The 20,068-nt window shown below is 62.9% G+C and carries 18 protein-coding genes; 9 read left to right on the top strand and 9 right to left on the bottom strand.

The window, feature by feature from the left end; genetic code table 11:
• Window positions 1-50: 50 nt before the first annotated feature.
• Window positions 51-2,405, bottom strand: coding sequence for a bifunctional diguanylate cyclase/phosphodiesterase (locus tag EAG14_RS13310; RefSeq protein WP_162995998.1), 2,355 nt, complete (start codon window positions 2,403-2,405; stop codon window positions 51-53).
• 169 nt (window positions 2,406-2,574) lie between these two features.
• Between EAG14_RS13310 and EAG14_RS13305 the strand changes: the two genes are divergently transcribed.
• Both EAG14_RS13305 and EAG14_RS13300 read left to right on the top strand, forming a co-directional pair.
• Window positions 2,575-3,336: a hypothetical protein gene (locus EAG14_RS13305; protein WP_121729147.1), complete on the top strand. Its 762-nt coding sequence runs from the start codon at window positions 2,575-2,577 to the stop codon at window positions 3,334-3,336.
• Window positions 3,337-3,438: 102 nt separating this feature from the next.
• Window positions 3,439-3,945: a FlgO family outer membrane protein gene (locus tag EAG14_RS13300; protein ID WP_121729146.1), complete on the top strand. Its 507-nt coding sequence runs from the start codon at window positions 3,439-3,441 to the stop codon at window positions 3,943-3,945.
• A gap of 152 nt (window positions 3,946-4,097) precedes the next feature.
• On the opposite strand, the gene flhC is transcribed toward EAG14_RS13300, so the two are convergent.
• The 5 genes from flhC to EAG14_RS13275 form a co-directional block, all read right to left on the bottom strand.
• Complete coding sequence (gene flhC / locus EAG14_RS13295; RefSeq protein ID WP_099654990.1) at window positions 4,098-4,646, bottom strand: flagellar transcriptional regulator FlhC; 549 nt, start codon at window positions 4,644-4,646, stop codon at window positions 4,098-4,100.
• A 48-nt stretch (window positions 4,647-4,694) separates the two neighbouring features.
• Entirely contained in the window at window positions 4,695-5,021 is a 327-nt protein-coding gene (gene flhD, locus EAG14_RS13290) for a flagellar transcriptional regulator FlhD (protein WP_099654991.1), read from the bottom strand.
• Between the two features lie 244 nt (window positions 5,022-5,265).
• Window positions 5,266-6,165: a sulfurtransferase gene (locus tag EAG14_RS13285; RefSeq protein WP_121729145.1), complete on the bottom strand. Its 900-nt coding sequence runs from the start codon at window positions 6,163-6,165 to the stop codon at window positions 5,266-5,268.
• A gap of 25 nt (window positions 6,166-6,190) precedes the next feature.
• Complete coding sequence (locus tag EAG14_RS13280) at window positions 6,191-7,102, bottom strand: DMT family transporter (RefSeq protein ID WP_121729144.1); 912 nt, start codon at window positions 7,100-7,102, stop codon at window positions 6,191-6,193.
• Window positions 7,103-7,365: 263 nt separating this feature from the next.
• On the bottom strand, window positions 7,366-8,502 hold the full coding sequence (locus EAG14_RS13275) for an aromatic ring-hydroxylating dioxygenase subunit alpha (protein ID WP_121729143.1): 1,137 nt from the start codon (window positions 8,500-8,502) through the stop codon (window positions 7,366-7,368).
• A gap of 303 nt (window positions 8,503-8,805) precedes the next feature.
• Between EAG14_RS13275 and xseB the strand changes: the two genes are divergently transcribed.
• From xseB to EAG14_RS13255, 4 genes are all read left to right on the top strand, one after another.
• Window positions 8,806-9,048, top strand: a complete 243-nt coding sequence (xseB, locus tag EAG14_RS13270) for an exodeoxyribonuclease VII small subunit (protein WP_099740750.1) — start codon at window positions 8,806-8,808, stop codon at window positions 9,046-9,048.
• Window positions 9,045-9,977: a polyprenyl synthetase family protein gene (locus EAG14_RS13265; protein ID WP_121729142.1), complete on the top strand. Its 933-nt coding sequence runs from the start codon at window positions 9,045-9,047 to the stop codon at window positions 9,975-9,977. The genes xseB and EAG14_RS13265 overlap by 4 nt, the downstream gene beginning before the upstream one ends.
• Before the next feature lie 103 nt (window positions 9,978-10,080).
• Complete coding sequence (gene dxs, locus EAG14_RS13260; RefSeq protein WP_121729141.1) at window positions 10,081-11,961, top strand: 1-deoxy-D-xylulose-5-phosphate synthase; 1,881 nt, start codon at window positions 10,081-10,083, stop codon at window positions 11,959-11,961.
• A 314-nt stretch (window positions 11,962-12,275) separates the two neighbouring features.
• Window positions 12,276-13,358, top strand: a complete 1,083-nt coding sequence (locus tag EAG14_RS13255; RefSeq protein WP_099740753.1) for a TRAP transporter substrate-binding protein — start codon at window positions 12,276-12,278, stop codon at window positions 13,356-13,358.
• Between the two features lie 463 nt (window positions 13,359-13,821).
• Here EAG14_RS13255 and EAG14_RS13250 read toward each other — a convergent pair whose 3' ends face one another.
• The 3 genes from EAG14_RS13250 to EAG14_RS13240 all read right to left on the bottom strand — a co-directional run bounded on the left by EAG14_RS13250 (window position 13,822) and on the right by EAG14_RS13240 (window position 17,558).
• Window positions 13,822-15,600: a TRAP transporter large permease subunit gene (locus tag EAG14_RS13250; RefSeq protein WP_121455100.1), complete on the bottom strand. Its 1,779-nt coding sequence runs from the start codon at window positions 15,598-15,600 to the stop codon at window positions 13,822-13,824.
• Between the two features lie 27 nt (window positions 15,601-15,627).
• On the bottom strand, window positions 15,628-16,248 hold the full coding sequence (locus EAG14_RS13245; protein ID WP_121729140.1) for a TRAP transporter small permease subunit: 621 nt from the start codon (window positions 16,246-16,248) through the stop codon (window positions 15,628-15,630).
• A gap of 182 nt (window positions 16,249-16,430) precedes the next feature.
• Window positions 16,431-17,558, bottom strand: coding sequence for a substrate-binding domain-containing protein (locus EAG14_RS13240; RefSeq protein ID WP_121729139.1), 1,128 nt, complete (start codon window positions 17,556-17,558; stop codon window positions 16,431-16,433).
• 50 nt (window positions 17,559-17,608) lie between these two features.
• Here EAG14_RS13240 and EAG14_RS13235 point away from each other — a divergent pair, with 50 nt between their 5' ends.
• From EAG14_RS13235 to EAG14_RS13225, 3 genes are read left to right on the top strand one after another with little or no spacing between them, the layout of a single operon-like run.
• Window positions 17,609-18,346: an ABC transporter permease gene (locus EAG14_RS13235; RefSeq protein ID WP_121729138.1), complete on the top strand. Its 738-nt coding sequence runs from the start codon at window positions 17,609-17,611 to the stop codon at window positions 18,344-18,346.
• Window positions 18,343-19,122, top strand: a complete 780-nt coding sequence (locus EAG14_RS13230; protein WP_162995997.1) for an ATP-binding cassette domain-containing protein — start codon at window positions 18,343-18,345, stop codon at window positions 19,120-19,122. Before EAG14_RS13235 ends, EAG14_RS13230 begins: the two co-directional genes overlap by 4 nt.
• Window positions 19,119-19,946, top strand: coding sequence for an extracellular solute-binding protein (locus EAG14_RS13225; protein ID WP_121729137.1), 828 nt, complete (start codon window positions 19,119-19,121; stop codon window positions 19,944-19,946). Before EAG14_RS13230 ends, EAG14_RS13225 begins: the two co-directional genes overlap by 4 nt.
• Window positions 19,947-20,068: the final 122 nt, after the last annotated feature.

Raw genomic sequence — 20,068 nt, 5'->3', positions numbered from 1 at the left:
GCGCGTGAAGCCTTGGATTCAATGAGCATTGAATGGGGGCTATGCGGGCTTCAAGTGGGGGCTGATGGTGCCGCTTGGTGTTCGTTCGCTCGCCATTGACCTCTGAACTGCTGCAACCCTTGCAGCGTGCAGGGCCGTGAGAGCAGGTAGCCCTGGGCCTGTGTCGCGCCCATGCTGCTGAGCATGGTCCACTGGGCCTGTGTCTCCACGCCCTCGGCCACTGTGCGCATGCCCAGTGCCGATGCCATTTGCACGATGCTCCTCACAATGGTCTGGCCGCTGGTTTGGTCAACGGCTTTTTGGACAAAGCTGCGATCGATCTTGAGGGTGTGAAAAGGGAACTGGCTCAGATAGCTCAGGGACGAGTAGCCCGTGCCAAAGTCGTCCAGTGCAATGCGCACACCCAGCGCTTGCAGTGCGTGCAACTGCTGCAGTGCCCGGGGCGCATCCTCGATAAAGATGGATTCTGTGATTTCCAGCGCCAATCGCTGTGGGGGAAGGCCCGAGTGTTCAAGGGCGGCCTGCACCTGGGAAACGAAGTCGGCCTCGCGCAGTTGCAGGGTGGACACATTGATGGAAATGTCCAGCCCCGCCAGGGCAGGCTCTCTTATGGCAGCCTCGCAGGCGTTGCGCAGCACCCAGTCGCCCAGTGCGTCAATGGCGCCTGACTGCTCTGCGATCGCGATGAATTCTGCAGGGCTGATGGGCCCCAGCGTGGGGTGTTGCCAGCGCAGCAAAGCCTCTACGCCAGCGATCTGGCCTGACTTGATCTCGATCAGCGGCTGCCAATGCAGGCTCAGCTCCTGCCGTTGAATGGCCTCGCGCAGGTCGTTTTCCAGCCGGGCTTTGCGTTGGGTTCTCTCGCCCATCTGCAGTGTGTAGACCGTATACCTGCCGCGCCCCTGGTCTTTGGCTTCGTACAACGCCGTGTCGGCTTGCACCAGCAGTGCATCGACATCGGTAGAGCCTGGCTCAAAAAGTGCGACGCCCATGCTGGCGCCAATGCGCAGGCGCCTTCCCTCCACAGACAATGGCTGGTTCAGTGCAGTCACCAAAGCGTCCGCTTGTTCCTGGACATAGGGTAGAAAGCCCGCAGCCATCGGGGTTTGCCGCAGCAGCACGGCGAATTCATCACCCCCGAGCCGAGCGACCAGATGCTCGTCCCCGGTGATGGATTGCAGGCGCTGGGCCACCTTCTGCAGCACCGCGTCGCCTACGGAATGTCCCAGGCTGTCATTGATGGATTTGAAGTAGTCCAGATCAATCAGCAACAAGGCCCCATGCCGGTGGGCGCGCATCTCCTGGGCGATGGCGTGGTGCATGAAGAAGCGATTGGCCAACTGGGTCAGCGAGTCGCTGTGGGCCAAGCGTTCCAGTTGCTCTTGCGCGTGCACGATGGATGTTTTGTCTGCCGCCACACCCCGCCAGCCGCAGATATGGCCCCATTCGTCCTTGATGGGTTTACCGGTGAAGGCCAGGTGAAATGGCTCTCCGTTCACGCTCAGGGCGATGGGCAAGCTGTGGAAGGGGGCTTGCTTGTGCAAGGCCTGGGCAAATGCCGTTGGGTCCGAGGTGCAGTGCTGCGCAATCCACTGGGGCAAGGCGATGTTTGCCGCATGCGCGTTTGGCAGTTGCAGCAAGCTGCTCAGCCGTGCCGATGCCTGGGTCAGCCTGCCATCGGCGCCGATTTCCCACAGCGCCTCATTGGCGCTTTGCTCAAAGTCTTGGAACACCACGGCCAGCAATTGTTCTTGCCGAATGGCCTCACTGCGCGAAATGAGCAAGGCTGTGGCTTTGCGCCAGGTAGAGAGCGCACCCACCACGTTCATGGGCGCGTAAAACCCGAGCAGCACAGCGACACCCGCCATCATGGGGTCTGCAGAGCTCCACAAGGCCCACCACGCTGCCGTCGAAAAGATGCACGCGTAGGCCACGCTGGCCTTGGGCAAGGGGTTCAGAACAAAGGTGCCAGCGCTCAGCATGCCCGTGAACAGTGTGGCAATGACCAGCTGTTGTCCTGGGGATGCAGTAGAGAACCAGCAAATGGGCAGCAAAGACCACAGGCAGGCCAGCGCACTGGCCTGCAGCGTTGCACGCCTGACGGCGCGCAGTGAAGCCGTGTGCAAAGGCTTGCCACGGCGCTGCGCCCAGCGGTGGACTGCGGCCACAGCGACGGCCACCAGGGCCAGGAACCACAGGTACAAGCCGGGCCCATGTTGGCGGTGCAGTGCCCACAACACCAGCGACGCACTGCCCACATTGGCGGCCATGGCATAGGGGGTGAGCCGCATCACGGCGCTGAGGTGCTCGGCCCGGATTTTCCCGGCTTGCGCATCCTCGTCCTGGTACATGCTGCTGATGCCCGCCCAAAGCTGTTTGTAATCTGCGAGCAATTTGGAAAGCATTGCCATTTGTATCATATTTGCCGAAATTTGTCTTCAGTCCGGCTGTGCGGTCGCCGTATCGGTGGGGATGTCATGCCCGGCTGTCGGTTTTCCCCGTCTTATTCGGCCAATGGCCCGCAGTGCCCGGCGCTACGATTTGCCCAAGCCGATTTCAACCACCCGCTGACCTATGACATTCCTGCAAACCCACCTTTGGAGCTGGCGCCCGGTGCTGGCGCTGGCCACCACCTTGGCACTGGTGGGTTGCACTTCGCTGGACGTGCCGCGGGCTGACAACTACCCCGCCAGCGACCAGAAAAAAGCGCGGGCTGTGCACCATTGGGATGTGTTGGCCGACGATGTGGCAAACCGCATTGCCGACAAAATTCGCCAGTGGCCGCCGGGGGAGTACCCCATCCATGTCTCTACCGTGAGCGATGCCTCCTTTAACCAGGGCTTTCGCAAGCTGCTGAGCACCCGCTTGCTGGACCGTGGCGTGGCGCTGTCGACCCAGCCTTCTGGGGTGCAGCTGGTGGTGGAGACGCAGGTGGTGCAGCACCCTGCACCCACCATGAACCTGAACCGTGCCCCGATGCCGGTGACCCGGCTGGCCCTGGGCATTGCCGTGGCGCGTGACCTGGTGCATGCGCCGCCCGCCGCGGCCTCGGTGGCGGGCAGTCTGGGCGCGATGGCGCTGCTGGCCGATGCCACCAGTTACCTCACGGAAGGTGGCGCCAGCGGAGGCCCGACACGCACCGAGGTGTTGATCACCACGTCGCTGGAGAATGCTGACCGCTACCTGGCCCGCACCGCCGATGTGTACTACATCGAAGACGCCGATGCTGTGCTGTACCAAGCCAAAGAGCCGACGCCGCCTGCGCAGCCCGTGCCCCTCAAGAGCTGGCGCGTGGTGGCGCCTACCAATACAGTTGTGCCTTTGACTCCGTATTGATCCCCCCGCAACCTTCCGAGCAAACCTTGAGCGCCTAGCCATGAACCGCCGACATTTCCTCAGCACGGCCCGGTTGGCCGCCACCGCACTCACCGTGGGGGCTTGTCTGCATGCAGCAGCTTTTACTACGGCGACAGGCCTGGGGCAGCGTGGTTTCCCACCAACCTGATCGAGGCCAATCATCGGGCGGTGGATGCCTTGCTGGCGCAGGCACCGCTGGACGCGCAGCACCCCATCATGGTGGGTACCTTGGTCAATGTGGACCGGGTCACAGAGTCGTCGCGCCTGGGGCGCATTTTTTCAGAACAGATCGCGGGGCGCATGGTGCAGCGGGGACTGCGCGTGGTGGAGCTGAAGCTGCGCGACAGCGTGGCGCTGCAGCGTGAGCAGGGTGAGTTGCTGCTGTCGCGCGAGGTGCGAGAGGTCAGCCAAAGCCACGATGCGCAGGCCGTGGTGGTGGGCACCTATGCTGCGTCCGCCTCCGCGCTGTACATCAGCCTGAAGCTGGTCACCCCGGCGGGCAATGCCGTGGTGGCGGCGCACGATTATTCGCTGCCGATGGAAGACAACGTGCGCGTGCTGCTGGCCAACGGAGCGTTGCGCTACTGAAGCGGTGGATGGGTGGCCCGGTGCTGCTGGCGCTGATGCCATGCGAGCACCTGGAGCATCTCTTTGTGCAATGAGTGCTATAAAAATAATAGCTGCTAGCGTTTGTAAATCAAGCGCTAGCAGCTATTTTTATTGGAAAAAATGCGAGCGTTTCAGTGTAGCATCAAGGCGCCAGCCGTCTTGCTCTTGCCTGCACGGGCAGGGGGGTTGCACAGGCCGCAGGTGAAATGGCGGTTTTCATACAACTCGGTCACAAACTGGCCGCTGCACTGGCTGCACTTGGTGCGCGTGAGCATGCCTGCGTCCACAAACTTCACCAGGCGCCAGGCGCGGGTGAAAGACAGCAGGGGCTCGATCTCGGCGGTGGCCACTTGCTCGTTGTACAGGCGATAGGCCTTGGTCAGCAGTTCCACAGCGTCGAGATCCACGCCCTTGGACAGGTATTCGTAGATGTTCAGGAACAGCGAGCTGTGGATGTTTTCTTGCCAGGTCAGAAACCAGTCGGTGGAGAAGGGCAACTGGCCCTTGGATGGCGACTTGCCAGCGATTTCTTTGTACAGGCGAATCAGGCGCTCGTAAGACAGCGTGGTTTCCGACTCCAGCACCTGCATGCGGGCACCCATCTGGATGAGCATGGCAGCGCGTTCGATCTGCTTGGATTCATTCAGTACGCTTTTGACGGTGGCGGCGGGTGCGGACATGGCGGGCTTTCGTGAGGGGCTGGGGGCAGAAGCGGCGGTGGTCAGTGCTCAGAGCACTTCCGACACGCGGCTGGCCATGAGGATGTTGGCGTGCAAGGTGTTGGTGGCTTCGTTGCCCACCTTCTTGGCGGTGTGGTTGGTCAGCAAGCTCCACACCAGGTTGTCGTCCACACGGAAGCTGCACAGCAGCGTGTTGCGTGAAGCCAGCTTGAGCACCTGGGCGGCAGACAGCGAGGCCAGAATGTCAGCGGCTTCTTCGTTCATGCCCAAGCGGAACACGGCTTCGGCCTTGTCCTGGCGAATCAGGTTCTGGGCCAGCATCAGGTAAGTGAGGTTGGCTTCGCGGATTTCGGCGAGGATTTGTTCGTTGGTCATGGCGGCTTCCTTTTTTCCAGTCCCGGGTCTTGCGTTGCATGCGGCTTGCATGTTTTGCGTGATCCGTTGAAATGGATTGTGAAACCGCCCCAATCAAAAATTAAGTCCGTTTTTGACTGTGCCGCGTGTCTGGTTTAAGGGTGGGCTTTGTAGGAATTTGCCTTACACGAACCTAAGGCCAGAAGGCCTTCTCCCCAGGTAAATGCATGCTGCTAACAACTTGTTGCAACCATGTCCGGCGTGTTTATCCGCGTTCAACAGGGCGGGTGGAATCACTGCACCACTCGCTCCAACTGCCCGCAAAAAGTGATGTTTTTCCGAGTCCGGCGACTTCCATGGCCAGCACATTGGGCACCGCGCTCACGCCGCTGCCGCACTGGTGCACCACAGAGCCTGGCGCGCGGCCTGCCAGCAGCGTTTCAAACTCCGCACGCAGCATAGCGGCAGGCTTGAAGCGGCCGTCAGGCCCCAGGTTGTCGCCAAAGGGCCGGTTCAGCGCACCCGGAATGTGGCCCGCCACCGGGTCCAGCGGTTCCACCTCGCCCCGGTAGCGCGGCGCACCCCGTGCGTCCACCACGGTTTGCCCTGGTTGCTGCAGGTTTTGCAGCACCTCTGTGGCTGTGACCAAGCGGCGCAGAGGCTCCTTTAATACAAAGTGGCTTTGAAAATGGCTGGGCTCGTCGCCGCTGGCCACTGTGCCGCCTTCGGCTTGCCAGGCTTGCAGGCCGCCGTCGAGCACGGCCACGGCATCGTGGCCCGCCCACTTGAGCATCCACCACAGGCGTCCGCAGTAGTTGGCGCCGTTGCGGTCGTACACCACGGCCTGCATGCCATTGGCGAAGCCCACGCTCGACAGCCACGTCGCAAAGCGTTCGCGGCTGGGCAGGGGGTGGCGCCCGCCAGAGGCGGGCTGGTCTGCCTCTTGGGCCACCATGGTGCCGTGGGCGCCCGGGGTGCCGTGCTTGGCGCTCAGGTGCTTGTCCAGGTCGGCGTACACCGCACCGGGGATGTGCGCCTGCGCAAACGCCTGCGCCCCGGCCGATGGCTGCATCAGCTCAAAGCTGCAGTCAAACACCATCAACGGCTGGCCGCTGGCCTGCAGGGCTTGCAATTCGGTGGGGGTGATGAGGGTGGTGTAGGTCATTGGCAAAGGCTCCTTGAATGGCACTTCAATGTTCTTCCGCTGGGCTGTCGGGGGCGGCACGCGCACGCAGCACGGTCGCCACGATACCGCTGCCCACAATCAACACCATTCCCACCCATCCAATGGTTGGGATCTGGTCATTGAACAGCACCACGCTGTAGATGGCAGCAAACACAATGCCGGAATACTGTAGATTGGCCACTACCAGCGTGCCGCGTGGGGTTTTGGCGGTGGCGTAGGCGCGCGTCATGCACAGCTGGCCACCTGCAGCCAGCACGCCAATGGGCAGCAGCCACAGGGCGGGCCAACCCGGCCAGGCGGAGGTGCCGGTGAACAGCAAAGCCAGCCCTCCGGCTGTGGCAGACCCTACGGCAAAGTAAAAGACCGTGCGCGACTCAGGTTCGCCCAAGCGCGACAATGCCATCACCTGCATGTAGGCGAAGGCGGCCGTCATGCCTGAGATGAGGCCAATGAGCCCTGCAAAAGCCTGGTTTTGGTCGAGGCTAGGGCGCAGCATGAGCACCACGCCGACAAACCCCGTGAGCACCGTGACCACCAGTGAGCCTTGAAAAGCGGGCCGTGGGGAGGTGGCCGAGGGGCGCCATGCGATCAATGCGCCGCCCACCAAAAATGCGGCAATCCACACGCTGCTCATGTAGTTGAGCGTCATGGCTGTGGCCAGCGGCAATTGGCCAATGGAATAGAACCATGCCCCCAAAGACACCACGCCCACCAGGCTGCGCCAGGCGTGCATGCCGGGGAATTGGGTGGCCAGGGACACCCGTTGCGAGCGGGCCAGCAGCCACAGGATGGCGATGCCGATGAAGCCCCGATAGCACACCAGCTCTGCCGCGTTGAAGTGGGCCGATGCCATCTTCACGCACACCCCCATGCTGGCAAAAAGGAAAGCGGCCAACACCATCCAGAGGGCTTGCATCGAGGGTGAACCTGTTCAGAGGGTTGAAGTAAAAATAGCCGCCAAGGCTGGTTGATCCAGCGCTGGCAGCTATTCTAATGAGAGCAGGCGCAACAGGTACGGTGATTCGGCAGGCATTCGCAGGGCAGTTTGTCGCTTCGACGGCCAAGGGGTGTGCGAGATGGCTATAGCCTCAACACAGGCGCGAACCAACCCAGTGCCCCCGCGCAAGGGCCGCCCCGCCGCGCCGGGGGCGTCCCCCTTGGGGGAAGGCGCGAAGCGGCTCAGGGGGGTGTCAAGCTTCCCATGGTCTGGCGGTACCACTCGTGAAAGTGCTGCATGCCGTCTTCCATGGGGCTCTGGTAGGGGCCGACCTCGTTGTCGCCGCGCTCCAGCAAGGCCTTGCGGCCCGCATCCATGCGCTCGCCGATCTCGTCGTCCTCGATGCAAGTCTCCATGTAGGCGGCCTTCTGCGCCTCGACGAATTCGCGCTCGAACGCTGCGATTTCTTCGGGGTAATAGAACTCCACCATGTTCAGTGTCTTGGTCGGGCTGATGGGGTGCAGCGTGGACACGGTGAGCACATGCGGGTACCACTCCACCATGATGTGCGGGTACAGCGTGAGCCAGATGGCGCCGTGCTTGGGCGGCTCGCCATTGCGGTAGGCCAGCAGGGCTTCGTGCCAGCGCTCGTACACGGGGCTGCCGGCCTTGCCCAGGCGGTTGGCCACGCCCACGGTCTGCACCGAGTAGTTCTTGCCAAACTCCCAGCGCAGGTCGTCGCAAGTGACGAAGCTGCCCAGGCCGGGGTGGAAGGGGCCGACGTGGTAGTCCTCCAGATAGACCTCGATGAAGGTCTTCCAGTTGTAGTTGCACTCGTGCAGCTCCACATGGTCCAGCACATAGCCCTCAAAGCTCAAATCGGCCTGCGGGCCCATTTGTGCCAGGTCTGCGGCCACGTCGTAGCCGTTGTCTTCAAACAGAAGACCGTTCCATTCGCGCAGCTTGTAGTTGTTGAGGTTCAGGCAGGGGTCGTGCGCAAAATGCGGCGCGCCCAGCAGCTCGCCCTTGGGGCTGTAGGTCCAGCGGTGCAGCGGGCACACGATGTTGCCGCCCGCGCTGCCTTTTTGCTGGGTGTGCAAGGAGCCCTTGCCCTTGAGCATGACCGCCTGCCGGTGGCGGCACACGTTGGAGATGAGTTCAATCCCGCCCTGCGCGTTGCGCACCAGCGCGCGGCCCTCGCCCTCCTGGGGCAGTGCGTAATAGTCGCCCGCATTGGGCACAGACAATTGGTGCCCCAGATAACGGGGCCCGCGCTGGAAGATGGTGTCCAGCTCGCGCTGGAGCAGCGCATCGTCAAAGTAGCTTGAAACTGGTAGTTGGCTCGCGGCCTGCTGCAGTTGAAGACTTAAATCAGACATGGGTGACCTGACCTAAAGACTCCCCACAGGGAGAAAGTGCGGGAGGTGCGCAGAATGCGCATCTGGGAAAAAAGAAGCCGGCTAGGGTGGGTAGCCGGCTTGACGGGAATGGGATTATAGGCGGTGGGGTTATTCCCGCAGCCCCCTTACGTGTATTGAGAATTGATCGAGGACAGAGTCTTGGCAGTTTTTGCGATGGCGTGGCGGGCTGTGATTTGCAATAAACGGCCCTGTAGTCTGTCTCGGTGTAGAGGCTGCGCCTAAAATCGCCCGTTTTCATCTGCGCGCACTGCCCACAAGCCCATGCCCAAGGCCACCCCCAAGACCGAACTGCCCCAAGAGCCCGCCAGCTACGAAGCTGCGCTGGAAGAGCTGGAGCAATTGGTCACCCGCATCGAATCGGGCCAGATGCCCCTGGACCAGATGCTGGCGGGCTACCAGCGCGGCGCCGTGTTGCTGGCGTTTTGCCGCAAGCGGCTTGATGCGGTGCAAGACCAGATCAAGGTGCTGGACGAAGGCAGCCTGCAGGCTTGGGGGCAAGAATGAGCGCCGCGTGGGACCTGGGAAGCTGGAGCCGCGAACACCTGGAGTGCGTGGAGCAAGCCCTGTCGCGCTGGGTGGGGCAGGGTGCCCCGGCCGGACTGGGCGATGCCATGCGCTACGCTGTGCTGGACGGCGGCAAACGCCTGCGTCCGCTGCTGGTGATGGCTGCGTACGAGGCCGCACTCAGTACGCGCCAGAGCACTTGGGGTGCTGCCGATCGCAGCGGTGCCGACGAAGCCGCCTTGCGCGCAGCCTGCGCGGTGGAACTGATTCACGCTTACTCGCTGGTGCACGACGACATGCCCTGCATGGACAACGACGTGCTGCGCCGTGGCAAGCCCACGGTGCATGTGCAGTTTGGCGAGGCCCAGGCCCTGCTCGCAGGCGATGCGCTGCAGGCTTTTGCCTTTGAGCTGCTCACCCCTGACGATGAGCGCATTCCGAGTGCTGTGCAGGCCAGCCTGTGCCGCCAACTGGCGCATGCGGCTGGCTCTGCCGGCATGGCCGGTGGGCAGGCGATTGACCTGGCCAGCGTGGGGCTTGCGTTGACCGAAGACCAACTGCGCGAGATGCACCGCCTCAAGACAGGGGCTTTGCTGGAGGGCAGCGTCATGATGGGCGCCGCCTGCGCCTGCGTGCCGCCCCAGGCCAAAGCGGCCTTGCAAGCCTACGGTGCAGCCGTGGGGCTGGCGTTTCAGGTGGTCGACGATATCCTGGACGTGATTGCCGACTCGGCCACACTGGGCAAAACGGCAGGCAAGGACGCTGCCAGCGACAAGCCCACCTATGTGTCGCTGCTGGGGCTGGCTGCAGCGCAGGCCTACGCCAGCGAGTTGCTGGCCGCCGCCCATGCAGCGCTGGCAGACAGTGGTTTGCCCGACGTGCGTGCCCTGGCGGCCCTGGCCGACATGGTGGTGCGCCGATCGCACTGACCGGGCGACGCTGCGGCCCACCCTGCATGTCGCCTGGAATATGTATTCAATCAGCCCCTGGCGCTTATAGATAAAGCGCTGGCAGCTATCAAAATAATAGTAAATGGCCACGACCTCCTTCCCCCTGCTGCAAACCATCAACGACCCGGCGGATGTGCGCAAGCTGTCACGGGCAGACCTCAAGGTGCTGGCCACGGAACTGCGCGGTTTTGTGCTGGAGAGCGTGTCGCAAACCGGCGGGCACCTCAGCTCCAACCTGGGCACCGTAGAGCTCACCGTGGCCCTGCACCACGTCTTCAACACCCCCGAAGACCGGCTGGTGTGGGATGTGGGCCACCAGACCTACCCCCACAAAATCCTGACCGGGCGGCGCGACCGCATGGCCACCTTGCGCCAACTGGGGGGCATCTCGGGCTTTCCGCAGCGGGCCGAAAGCCCCTACGACACCTTTGGCACTGCGCACTCCAGCACCAGCATTTCTGCCGCACTGGGCATGGCCATGGCGGCCAAGCGCAAGGGCGAAAACCGCCGTGCGGTGGCCATCATTGGCGACGGTGCCATGACGGCGGGCATGGCCTTTGAAGCACTGAACAACGGCGGCGTGACCGATGCCAACCTGCTTGTCATCCTCAACGACAACGACATGAGCATCAGCCCCCCCGTGGGCGCACTCAACCGGTACCTGGCGCAGCTGATGAGCGGCCAGTTCTATGCCGCCGCCAAGAACGTGGGCAAGACCGTGCTGCGCCCCGTGCCGCCGCTGCTGGAGCTGGCCAAGCGCTTTGAGCAGCAGGCCAAGGGCATGGTGGTGCCCGCCACACTGTTCGAGAAGTTCGGCTTCAACTACATCGGCCCCATCGACGGGCACGATCTTGACTCGCTCATCCCCACGCTCGAGAACATCAAGGGCCTCAAAGGCCCGCAGTTCCTGCACGTGGTCACCAAAAAGGGCCAGGGCTACAAGCTGGCCGAGGCCGACCCTGTGGCCTACCACGGCCCTGGCAAGTTCGACCCCGCCGTGGGCTTGGTCAAAAGCACGTCCGCACCCAAGCAGACCTTCACCCAGGTGTTTGGCCAGTGGCTGTGCGACATGGCCGCGCAAGATGAGCGCCTGGTAGGCATCACCCCCGCCATGCGCGAAGGCTCGGGCATGGTCGAGTTTGAAAAGCGCTTTCCCGATCGCTACTACGACGTGGGCATTGCCGAGCAGCACGCGGTGACCTTTGCTGCAGGCATGGCCTGCGAAGGCGTCAAGCCCGTGGTGGCCATCTACTCCACCTTCTTGCAGCGCGGCTACGACCAGCTCATCCACGACGTGGCCTTGCAAAACCTGCCCGTGGTGTTTGCGCTGGACCGCGCTGGGCTGGTGGGCGCCGACGGCGCGACGCATGCGGGCGCCTACGACATTCCGTTTGTGCGCTGCATTCCCAACATGAGCATGGCCTGCCCGGCCGACGAGCGCGAATGCCGCCAGCTGCTCAGCAGCGCTTTTGAGCAAGACCACCCGGTGGCCGTGCGCTACCCCCGTGGCAGCGGCGCGGGCGTCGTCCCCTTGGCCACGCTGGAGGGGCTGCCCTTTGGCAAGGGCGAGGTGCGCCGCGAGCGCTCGGGTCTGGCTGCAGGCAACCCACCGCGCATTGCCATTCTGGCGTTTGGTACCCTGCTGTACCCCGCTCTGGAAGCCGCCGAAGTGCTGGACGCCACCGTGGTCAACATGCGCTGGGCCAAGCCGGTGGATGTGGACTTGCTGCTGGACGTGGCCTCGCGCCACGATGCGCTCGTCACCCTGGAAGAGGGCTCCATCATGGGCGGTGCCGGCAGCGCCGTGACCGAGGCGCTCAACGCCGCAGGCATCACGTTGCCCGTGCTGCAACTGGGCCTGCCCGATGTGTTCATCGAACACGGCGACCCGGTCAAGCTGTTGTCGTTGCAAGGGCTGGATGCCGCCGGGATTCGCGCTGCGATCGAAAAGCGGTTCCTCTGATGGGGGTCTTGCGACCCTGGGGCTGAGCGCCTTGCTTTGCACCCTTGGGCATGGACAGGGGCCATTCATCAAGCCCCTTTTTCTTGCTTGAAATGCGCATGCTGCACCCCCTTCTCATGGTGCCCTGACAGCGCGGCGCCAGCTTGCTTGCAGAACCCTGAAAGCCCCTCGCAGCAGGGGCTTTTTCGCGGGAAAACCCCCAAAGCCCGGGGTGGCCATATTCCTACAATGAATGTGGCTGAAACAAGTCCTCGGCACGGCTGCGTACCGCGCGTGCATGCTGGGTTTTGCAATCAAATATCGGAGAGAACCTCATGGATCGTCGTTCCATCATCAAGCGCGCAGGCATTGCCGGCGTGCTGGCCGCAGGTGCTGCGCCCGCTGTCCACGCGCAAGCGGCCGTTCGCTGGCGCCTGGCTTCCAGCTTCCCTAAGTCGCTGGACACCATCTTCGGTGGCGCTGACGTGTTTGCCAAGGCCGTCAAGGCCATGTCTGGCGGCAAGTTTGAAATCTCCGTGCACGCCGGTGGCGAGCTGATGCCTCCCTTTGGCGTGGTGGACGGTGTGCAGCAAGGCACGGTGGAAATGTGCCACTCGGTGCCTTACTACTTCTACGGCAAGAACCCCGCCTTCGCGCTGGGCTCGGCGATTCCCTTTGGCTTCAATGCACGCCAGATGGATGCGTGGATGTTGCACGGTGGTGGCCGCAAGCTCATGAACGAGTTCTATGGCGGCTACAACATGGTCAGCTTTGCGGGCGGTAACACCGGCACGCAGATGGGTGGCTGGTTCCGTAAGGAAATCAAGACCCCTGCCGACTTCAAGGGCCTGAAGATGCGCCTGGGTGGCGGCTTGGTGGGCGAAGTAATGCAGAAGCTGGGTGCTGTGCCCCAGAGCATTCCTGGCGGCGAAATTTACCAATCGCTCGAAAAGGGCACGATCGATGCCGCCGAGTGGATCGGCCCCTACGATGACCAGAAGCTGGGCTTCAACAAGGTGGCCCCCTTCTACTACTACCCTGGCTGGTGGGAAGGTGGCCCTGAGGTGGACTTCTTCATCAACAAGAAGGCCTTTGAAGGCGTGTCGTCTGAGTTCCAGGCCATCATCGAAGCCGCATCGGCTGTGGCCCACAACGACATGCTGGCCAAGTACGACGCCTTGAACCCCACCGCGCTCAAGCAACTGGTGGCTGCCAAGACCAAGGTGCTGCCTTTCTCGCAAGCCGTGATGGACGCTTCGTTCAAGGCTTCGATGGAAGTGTTCGCCGAGAACGACGCCAAGAGCCCAGAGTGGAAGAAAATCTACGCTGCCATGCGCTCGTTCCAGCGTGACCAGATCCTTTGGTTCCGCTTCGCCGAAGCCCGTTACGACACCTTCATGTCGTCGCAAAAGATCTGACGGTTGCTGGCGCTGCAGGGCTTTGTGCCCTGCATGCCGAGGCCCCCGAACCCACTGGCACTCCGTGCCAGTGGGTTTTTTTATGTGCTGTTGTCCTGATCCAGGTGGGCGCAATGGCCTCAATGGCCTGTCAGTGCGCTGACTTGGGAAGGCCGTGAGCGGCGCTTGAGGAGTCGTCGGTGGATGGGGCAATGCAACAGTGCCGCCAGTGGGGTCAGTAGGGTGGCTCCTGCCCTGGCGTGGAGAGCATGGGCTGGTGGTATTGAGCACTTTTTGTCTGCAGGTGGTGCCCCACAGGATGGCGGTGTTGCTGCCTGTGGGCTCTGTTGGGGCTGAGTAGCTCACCGTTGGGAGCCATACACAAAAAAGCCCCGGCAGACGCAGCGTCTGCCGGGGCTCGGGGCTCGGGGCTCGGGGCTTGAATAGGCGCTGGTGTTTTGGCAGCGCCCCCTTTCGTTGTGCCTTACTTCTTCTCTTGTTCCAGAGAGTCTTGCAGGGCCTTCAGCGGGTCATCTGCCGCTGCGGGTGCTGCGGGTTCAGTGCTGGTCGAGCCTTCCATACCCGCAGTGGGGTCTGCGGCTTCGGGCATGGCGTCAGGCATGGTGGCTTCCATTTCCATGCGCACCTTGTCCAGGTCATAGACCTCTTCTTTGTCCAAACCGCTGGAGACGATGCCTGGGAAGGCGATGACCAATCCCACCATGGTCAGCTGAATGATCAGGAAGGGGATGGCACCCCAGTAGATCTGCGGCGTGGTCACCGGGGCGATCATCTTCTTGGTGACCTTGTCCATGTACTCTTTGGCAGGGGCCACGCTGCGCAGGTAGAACAGCGCAAACCCGAACGGTGGGTGCATGAACGAGGTTTGCATGTTGATGGCCAGCAGCACGCCAAACCAGATCAGGTCAATCCCCAGCTTGTGGGCCACGGGGGCCAGCAAGGGCACCACGATGAAGGACAACTCAAAGAAGTCCAGGAAGAACGCCAGGAAGAACACCATGATGTTCACGACGATCAGGAAGCCCAATTGGCCACCTGGCAGGCCTGACAGCAAATGCTCCACCCACAGCGGGCCGTCCACACCCTGGAAGGTCAGACCAAAGATGGTGGCGCCCACCAGAATGAACACCACAAAGCACGACAGCTTGGTCGTGGTGTGCACTGCCTGGGTCAGCAGGCTCATGCTCAAGCGGCCCCGCAGGATGGCCATGATGGTGGCGCCCAGTGCGCCCATGGCGCCGCCTTCGGTCGGCGTGGCTACGCCCAGGAAGATGGTGCCCAGTACCAGGAAGATCAGCAGCAGCGGTGGAATCAGGACAAAGGTCACACGTTCTGCAACGCGCGACAGCAGGCCCAGTCGGGTGATCTTGTTGATGCTGGCGGCCACGAAGGCCAAAGCCACGCCAAAGCACATGGACACCACGATGGTCTCATCCAGCGCAACCTTTTCCACCACTTCGCCAGACCACCATGTGTGCAGGGCTGGCATGTTTTTGGCCACGTAGACAGAGGCTGCCGTGCAGACCACGGTCAGAGCCAGCAACGAGGGCAGGCCGTTCTTTCCATTGTCTTCACGCAGGGTGCGCGCTTCGGGGGGAAGGGCAGGCACCCACTGTGGCTTGAATACCGCCAGCAAGATCACATAGAGGGCGTAAAAACCCGTGAGCATCAGGCCGGGCACAAACGCGCCCTTGTACATGTCGCCCACGCTGCGGCCCAGTTGGTCGGCAATGATGATGAGCACCAACGATGGTGGAATGATCTGAGCCAGCGTACCGGAGGCGGCAATCACCCCCGCTGCCAGGCGGCGGTCGTAGCCGTATCTGAGCATGATGGGCAAAGAGATCAGGCCCATCGAGATCACCGACGCCGCCACCACCCCGGTTGTGGCGGCCAGCAGTGCGCCCACAAAGATCACGGCCAGCGCCAGACCACCGCGGATGGGGCCAAACAGTTGGCCGATGGTGTCCAGCAAGTCTTCGGCCATGCCGCTTCGCTCTAGGATCAATCCCATGAGCGTGAAGAACGGAATGGCCAGCAGCGTGTCGTTTTGCATGATGCCGAAGATGCGCAGCGGCACCGCTTGTAGCAGGGCTTCGGGCAAGACATTCAGCTCAATGCCGATGAAGGCGAAGAACAAGCCGCAGGCGCCCAGGCTGAAAGCCACAGGAAAGCCCACCAGCAAGAAACAGATGAGCCCCGCAAACATGATGGGGGCAAGGTTGTGTGCAATGAATTCCATGGTGTGTGTCTCCGCTTATGGGGCCGCTCAGTGGGCCTCGGCCTTGTTCTTGCCGTTGCCCTTGGCAGCTTCGGCCAGGTTGCGGATGGATTCGGCCAGCTCTTCTTCGGCTGTCTTTTCTGCCTTCTTGAAGGTGGGGTCTTCGATCAGGCCCTTGAGGAACGCTAGGCGCTTGATCAACTCAGACATGCCCTGCAGCCACAGCAAGCTGAAGCCCATGGGGATCATCAGGTACACGGGCCAGCGGATCAGTCCGCCTGCGTTGCTGGACATCTCGCCCGAGGCCAGCGCGCGTGTAAAGAAGGGAATGCCATACCAGAGCACGGCAAAACACATGGGCGTGAGGAAGGCGATGTAGCCAAACACATCAATCCAGATCTGGGTGCGCTTGGAGAAGCGGCTCGAGACCACGTCCACCTTGACGTGCTCGCCCTGCAATAGGGTGTAGCCCGCAGCGAGCAGGAACGAGGCAGCAAATAAATACCACTGCACTTCCAGGAACGCGTTGGAGCTGATGTTGAACGCCTTGCGCACCACGGCGTTCACACCGCTGATGACCGTGGAGGCCAAGATCAGCCAGACCACGTATTTACCGACCTGGGTGTTAAGCCAGTCGATCCCCCTGGATAACTTCAATAGAGCCTGCATGGTGTCTCCAATAAAAATGCTTTGCCGACATCGCGCTGGCCTTTCGTCCCGGTAGGGCGAAAGGGGGCACGAACTTTTACAACGGCGCGATTCTACGGAGCACTGTAAGCCGAGTCTGACAGCTGCGTGACGGTGTTATCCCTATGGCTGTATTGGTTCTTTAGCTACTAAAAGTGTAGCAATTAGGGTTTCTTCCTAGGCGTTGAAGTGCGTTTGGGACCCGCAAATTGCCACCACGGCAGCACGCTGCTCATGGCCAGCACCTCGCCACTGCGCATGGGCGTGTAGCCGGGCAGCTGGGCCATGTGCAGTTGCCAGGCGGGCGACAGCAGCAATGCCCGCAGCGCCCGTGTCGCAGGTTGCTCCAGGCTCGATTTGAGGCAGGCCAGGTTGTAGCGCTCGTCCACCAGCGGCACAAAATCCAGCCCGCGTGCGCGGGCCGCCATCTCGATGCCCAGGCCTGCGTCCGCAGCCCCGGCCACCACCGCCTGTGCCACGGCGGTGTGCGAGGGCTCATCGTGGTCAAAGCCCGTGATGTGCTGCCCGGTCAGGCCCGCCAGGGCCAGTTGGTCTTCCAGCAGCACGCGGGTGCCACTGCCCAGGGGCCGATTCACAAAGCGCGCGCCGGTGCGGGCCACATCGGCCAGCGACTGCAGGCCCAGCGGATTGCCCTTGGCAACGATCAGCCCCTGCGTGCGCTTGGCAAAGCCAATGATCTTGTGCAGGCCAGGCTGCAGCAGCGGCTTGTAGGTGCGGGCGGCCAGTGAGCTGGCTGCGGGTTGCTCCAATGTATGAAAACCCGCCAGCGTGCAGCGGCCCTCGTTCAGCGCCCGTATGGCGTCCACGCTGCCAGTGAAGCGGATGTCCAGATGCAGCGCCCCTGACTCGCCGGGCGTGGCCGCGTGGGCACGCAGGGTGGCCAGTGCGTCGTCGTGGCTGGCGTACATGGTCAGCACATGGGCGCTGTCGTCAAAGGCCACGGCAAAGGCGCGCTCCAGGTCGGCGTGCAGGGCGGCAATTTGCGGCGCCAGGCGGGCCTGGGCCTGGCGCTCGGCCCACAGCAGCTTGGTGCCGAATTCGCTGAGCTGGGCGGACTGGCCCTTGCCCCAGATGATCAGCTCGCCGCCCAGTTGCTCTTCCCACCGCTTGAGGGCGCCCCATACATGGCGGTACGACATGCCCAGCGTGCGCGCTGCGGCAGAGATGGACCCCTGCTGCGCCACAGCTTCCAGCATTTCGGGCAAGGGGTTGCGGATCTGGGCGTCGCCCGCATCGCGGCTCAAGGTGTAGTGGAGTTGGATCCTATGCACAGGATTTCATATCGCTGGAGATTGGCTGGGTGCATACGATAGTCGAATCCATGTCCACCGTTACCGAAAGCGCGAACACAGCGCTGCAACTCACTTTCTCGGCCGACCCCGCTTTGTGGACCATCGTCGGCCGATCCCTGTCTGTCAGTGCCACCGCCTGCCTTTTGGCTTGTGGTGCGGGCTTGGTGCTGGGCGCCTGGCTGGGGGTGGCGCGCTTTGCCGGGCGCGGCGCGGTGCTGGCGGTGCTCAATACCTTGCTGGCCGTGCCCTCAGTGGTGGTGGGGCTGGTGGTGTATTTGCTGCTGTCGCGCAGCGGGCCACTGGGCAGCTGGGGCTGGTTGTTCAGCTTCAAGGCCATGGTGCTGGCCCAGGCGCTGCTAGTGCTGCCGGTGGCCACGGCGCTGACGCGGCAGGTGGTGGAGGATGCCGACCGTGCGCATGGCGAGCAACTGCGATCGCTGGGGGCAGGGCCGTTGCTGCGCAGCCTGCTGCTGGCCTGGGATGAACGCTACGCTTTGCTCACGGTGCTGTTGGCCTCGTTTGGCCGTGCCATTTCTGAAGTGGGCGCCGTGATGATCGTGGGCGGCAACATCGATGGCTTTACCCGCGTGATGACCACGGCCATTGCGCTAGAAACCAGCAAGGGCGACCTGCCCTTGGCGTTGGCGCTGGGCCTGATTTTGCTGGCAGTGGTGCTGGCGCTGAACATGGTGATTGCGCTGCTGCGGCGCTGGCGCGAGCGGGTGGACGGTGCCAGCACCGACCTGCCTGTAGGAGTGGCCACATGATGGCCGACTTGCCCCTGGACGCCATGGCATCCCCTGTGGCCGCGCCCCTCATGGATTTGCAGGCGGTGGACGTGCGCTTTGGCCGTGTGCATGCGCTGACGGGCGTGACGCTGCGCATTGCCCCGGGCGAGCGTGTGGCCCTGGTGGGCGCCAATGGCAGCGGCAAGAGCACGCTGCTGCGCGTGCTGCACGGCCTGGTGCCCGCCAGCGCCGGGCACTGCCACACGGCGCTCGCGCGCCAGCAGGCCATGCTGTTCCAGCGCCCCCACATGCTGCGCACCAGCGCGCAAAACAACGTGGCGCTGGCGCTGTGGCTGCGAGGCAGCCGCTGGGCCGATGCGCGCGCACAAGCGCTGGCAGCGTTGCACCGCGTAGGGCTGCAGTCCATCGCCTTGCAAAACGCCCGCACCTTGTCGGGCGGCCAGCAGCAGCGTGTGGCCCTGGCCCGCGCCTGGGCCCTGCGCGCCGAGGTGTTGCTGCTGGATGAGCCCACCTCCAGCCTGGACCCGCATGCCAAGCGCGAGGTGGAAGCCTTGATGGCCGAGTTTGCCCTGAGCCCTGACCTTGGCCATGAACCAGGCCACGCCAAGCGCGCCAGCGCGCAGCCCGTGACCATGGTGTTCAGCAGCCACAACCTGGGGCAGGTCAAGCGCCTGGCCAGCCGGGTGGTGTACCTGGAGCATGGGCGCCTGGTGGCCGACCTGCCCGTGCATGACTTTTTCAATGGCCCCTTGCCAGAGGCCGCCCGTTTGTTTGTCAAAGGAGAGTTGGTATGAAGAATTTCAAGGTTTTTGGTGCTCTGGCGCCCGTCCATAAAGCGCTGGCAGCTATAATTTTTGTAGCATGTGGTGCAGCGTCGGCGCAGTCCATCACCATGGCCTCCACCACCTCGACCGAGCAGTCGGGCCTGTTCTCCCACCTGTTGCCTGAGTTCAAAAAAGCCAGCGGCCTGGATGTGAAGGTGGTGGCCCTGGGCACCGGCCAGGCGCTGGACACCGCCCGCCGTGGCGATGCGGACGTGCTCTTTGTGCACGACCAGGCGGCTGAAGAAAAGTTCGTGGCCGATGGCTGGGCCGTCAAGCGCTACCCTGTCATGTACAACGACTTCATCCTGGTGGGCCCCAAGGCCGACCCAGTGGGCACCAAGGGCAAGGACATTGTTGAAGCGCTCAAGAAGCTGGCCACCTCCAACGGCGAATTCGTCTCGCGCGGTGACAAGAGCGGCACGCATGCGGCCGAGCTGCGCTACTGGAAGCTGGCGGGCGCTGAGGCCAGCAAGGGCAGCGGCTACAAGGAATGCGGCTGCGGCATGGGCCCGGCGCTGAACATTGCCGCCTCCAGCGGCGCCTACGTGTTGGCCGACCGGGGCACCTGGCTCAACTTCAAGAACCGTGCAGATCTGGCCGTGCTGGTGGAGGGCGATACCCGCCTGTTCAACCAATACGGCGTGATGGTGGTGAACCCCGCCAAGCATGCCCACGTCAAGGCGCAAGACGCGCAGAAGTTTGTGGACTGGGTGGTGTCACCCGCCGGGCAGAACGTGATTGCCGCCTACAAGATCGGTGGCGAGCAATTGTTCTTCCCCAACGCTGCCAAGTGATCTGCCATGCCCATATGCAAGCCCCTGTCCAGCCGCCGCACAGCCTCGGTTGAGTCTGCGCACATTGCGCTGGCTGCCTTGATGTTGGGAGTGGCAGGATGTTCCGCACCAGCTTCCAAGGC

Source organism: Acidovorax sp. 1608163 (assembly GCF_003669015.1).
Taxonomy (GTDB): Bacteria; Pseudomonadota; Gammaproteobacteria; order Burkholderiales; family Burkholderiaceae_C; genus Acidovorax.
Note: the sequence above shows the minus strand (reverse complement) of the source record. Positions and strands in the feature narration are given on the sequence as shown.

What these genes read in the sequence shown, in the direction of transcription:
- EAG14_RS13245 (WP_121729140.1), bottom strand. Translation starts at nt 16,248, where the DNA reads ATGCAGGCTCTATTGAAGTTATCCAGGGGGATCGACTGGCTTAACACC.
- flhC (WP_099654990.1), bottom strand. Translation starts at nt 4,646, where the DNA reads ATGTCCGCACCCGCCGCCACCGTCAAAAGCGTACTGAATGAATCCAAG.
- flhD (WP_099654991.1), bottom strand. Translation starts at nt 5,021, where the DNA reads ATGACCAACGAACAAATCCTCGCCGAAATCCGCGAAGCCAACCTCACT.
- EAG14_RS13255 (WP_099740753.1), top strand. Translation starts at nt 12,276, where the DNA reads ATGGATCGTCGTTCCATCATCAAGCGCGCAGGCATTGCCGGCGTGCTG.
- EAG14_RS13225 (WP_121729137.1), top strand. Translation starts at nt 19,119, where the DNA reads ATGAAGAATTTCAAGGTTTTTGGTGCTCTGGCGCCCGTCCATAAAGCG.
- dxs (WP_121729141.1), top strand. Translation starts at nt 10,081, where the DNA reads ATGGCCACGACCTCCTTCCCCCTGCTGCAAACCATCAACGACCCGGCG.
- EAG14_RS13275 (WP_121729143.1), bottom strand. Translation starts at nt 8,502, where the DNA reads ATGTCTGATTTAAGTCTTCAACTGCAGCAGGCCGCGAGCCAACTACCA.
- xseB (WP_099740750.1), top strand. Translation starts at nt 8,806, where the DNA reads ATGCCCAAGGCCACCCCCAAGACCGAACTGCCCCAAGAGCCCGCCAGC.
- EAG14_RS13310 (WP_162995998.1), bottom strand. Translation starts at nt 2,405, where the DNA reads ATGCTTTCCAAATTGCTCGCAGATTACAAACAGCTTTGGGCGGGCATC.
- EAG14_RS13235 (WP_121729138.1), top strand. Translation starts at nt 17,609, where the DNA reads ATGTCCACCGTTACCGAAAGCGCGAACACAGCGCTGCAACTCACTTTC.
- EAG14_RS13230 (WP_162995997.1), top strand. Translation starts at nt 18,343, where the DNA reads ATGATGGCCGACTTGCCCCTGGACGCCATGGCATCCCCTGTGGCCGCG.
- EAG14_RS13265 (WP_121729142.1), top strand. Translation starts at nt 9,045, where the DNA reads ATGAGCGCCGCGTGGGACCTGGGAAGCTGGAGCCGCGAACACCTGGAG.
- EAG14_RS13285 (WP_121729145.1), bottom strand. Translation starts at nt 6,165, where the DNA reads ATGACCTACACCACCCTCATCACCCCCACCGAATTGCAAGCCCTGCAG.
- EAG14_RS13305 (WP_121729147.1), top strand. Translation starts at nt 2,575, where the DNA reads ATGACATTCCTGCAAACCCACCTTTGGAGCTGGCGCCCGGTGCTGGCG.
- EAG14_RS13280 (WP_121729144.1), bottom strand. Translation starts at nt 7,102, where the DNA reads ATGCAAGCCCTCTGGATGGTGTTGGCCGCTTTCCTTTTTGCCAGCATG.
- EAG14_RS13250 (WP_121455100.1), bottom strand. Translation starts at nt 15,600, where the DNA reads ATGGAATTCATTGCACACAACCTTGCCCCCATCATGTTTGCGGGGCTC.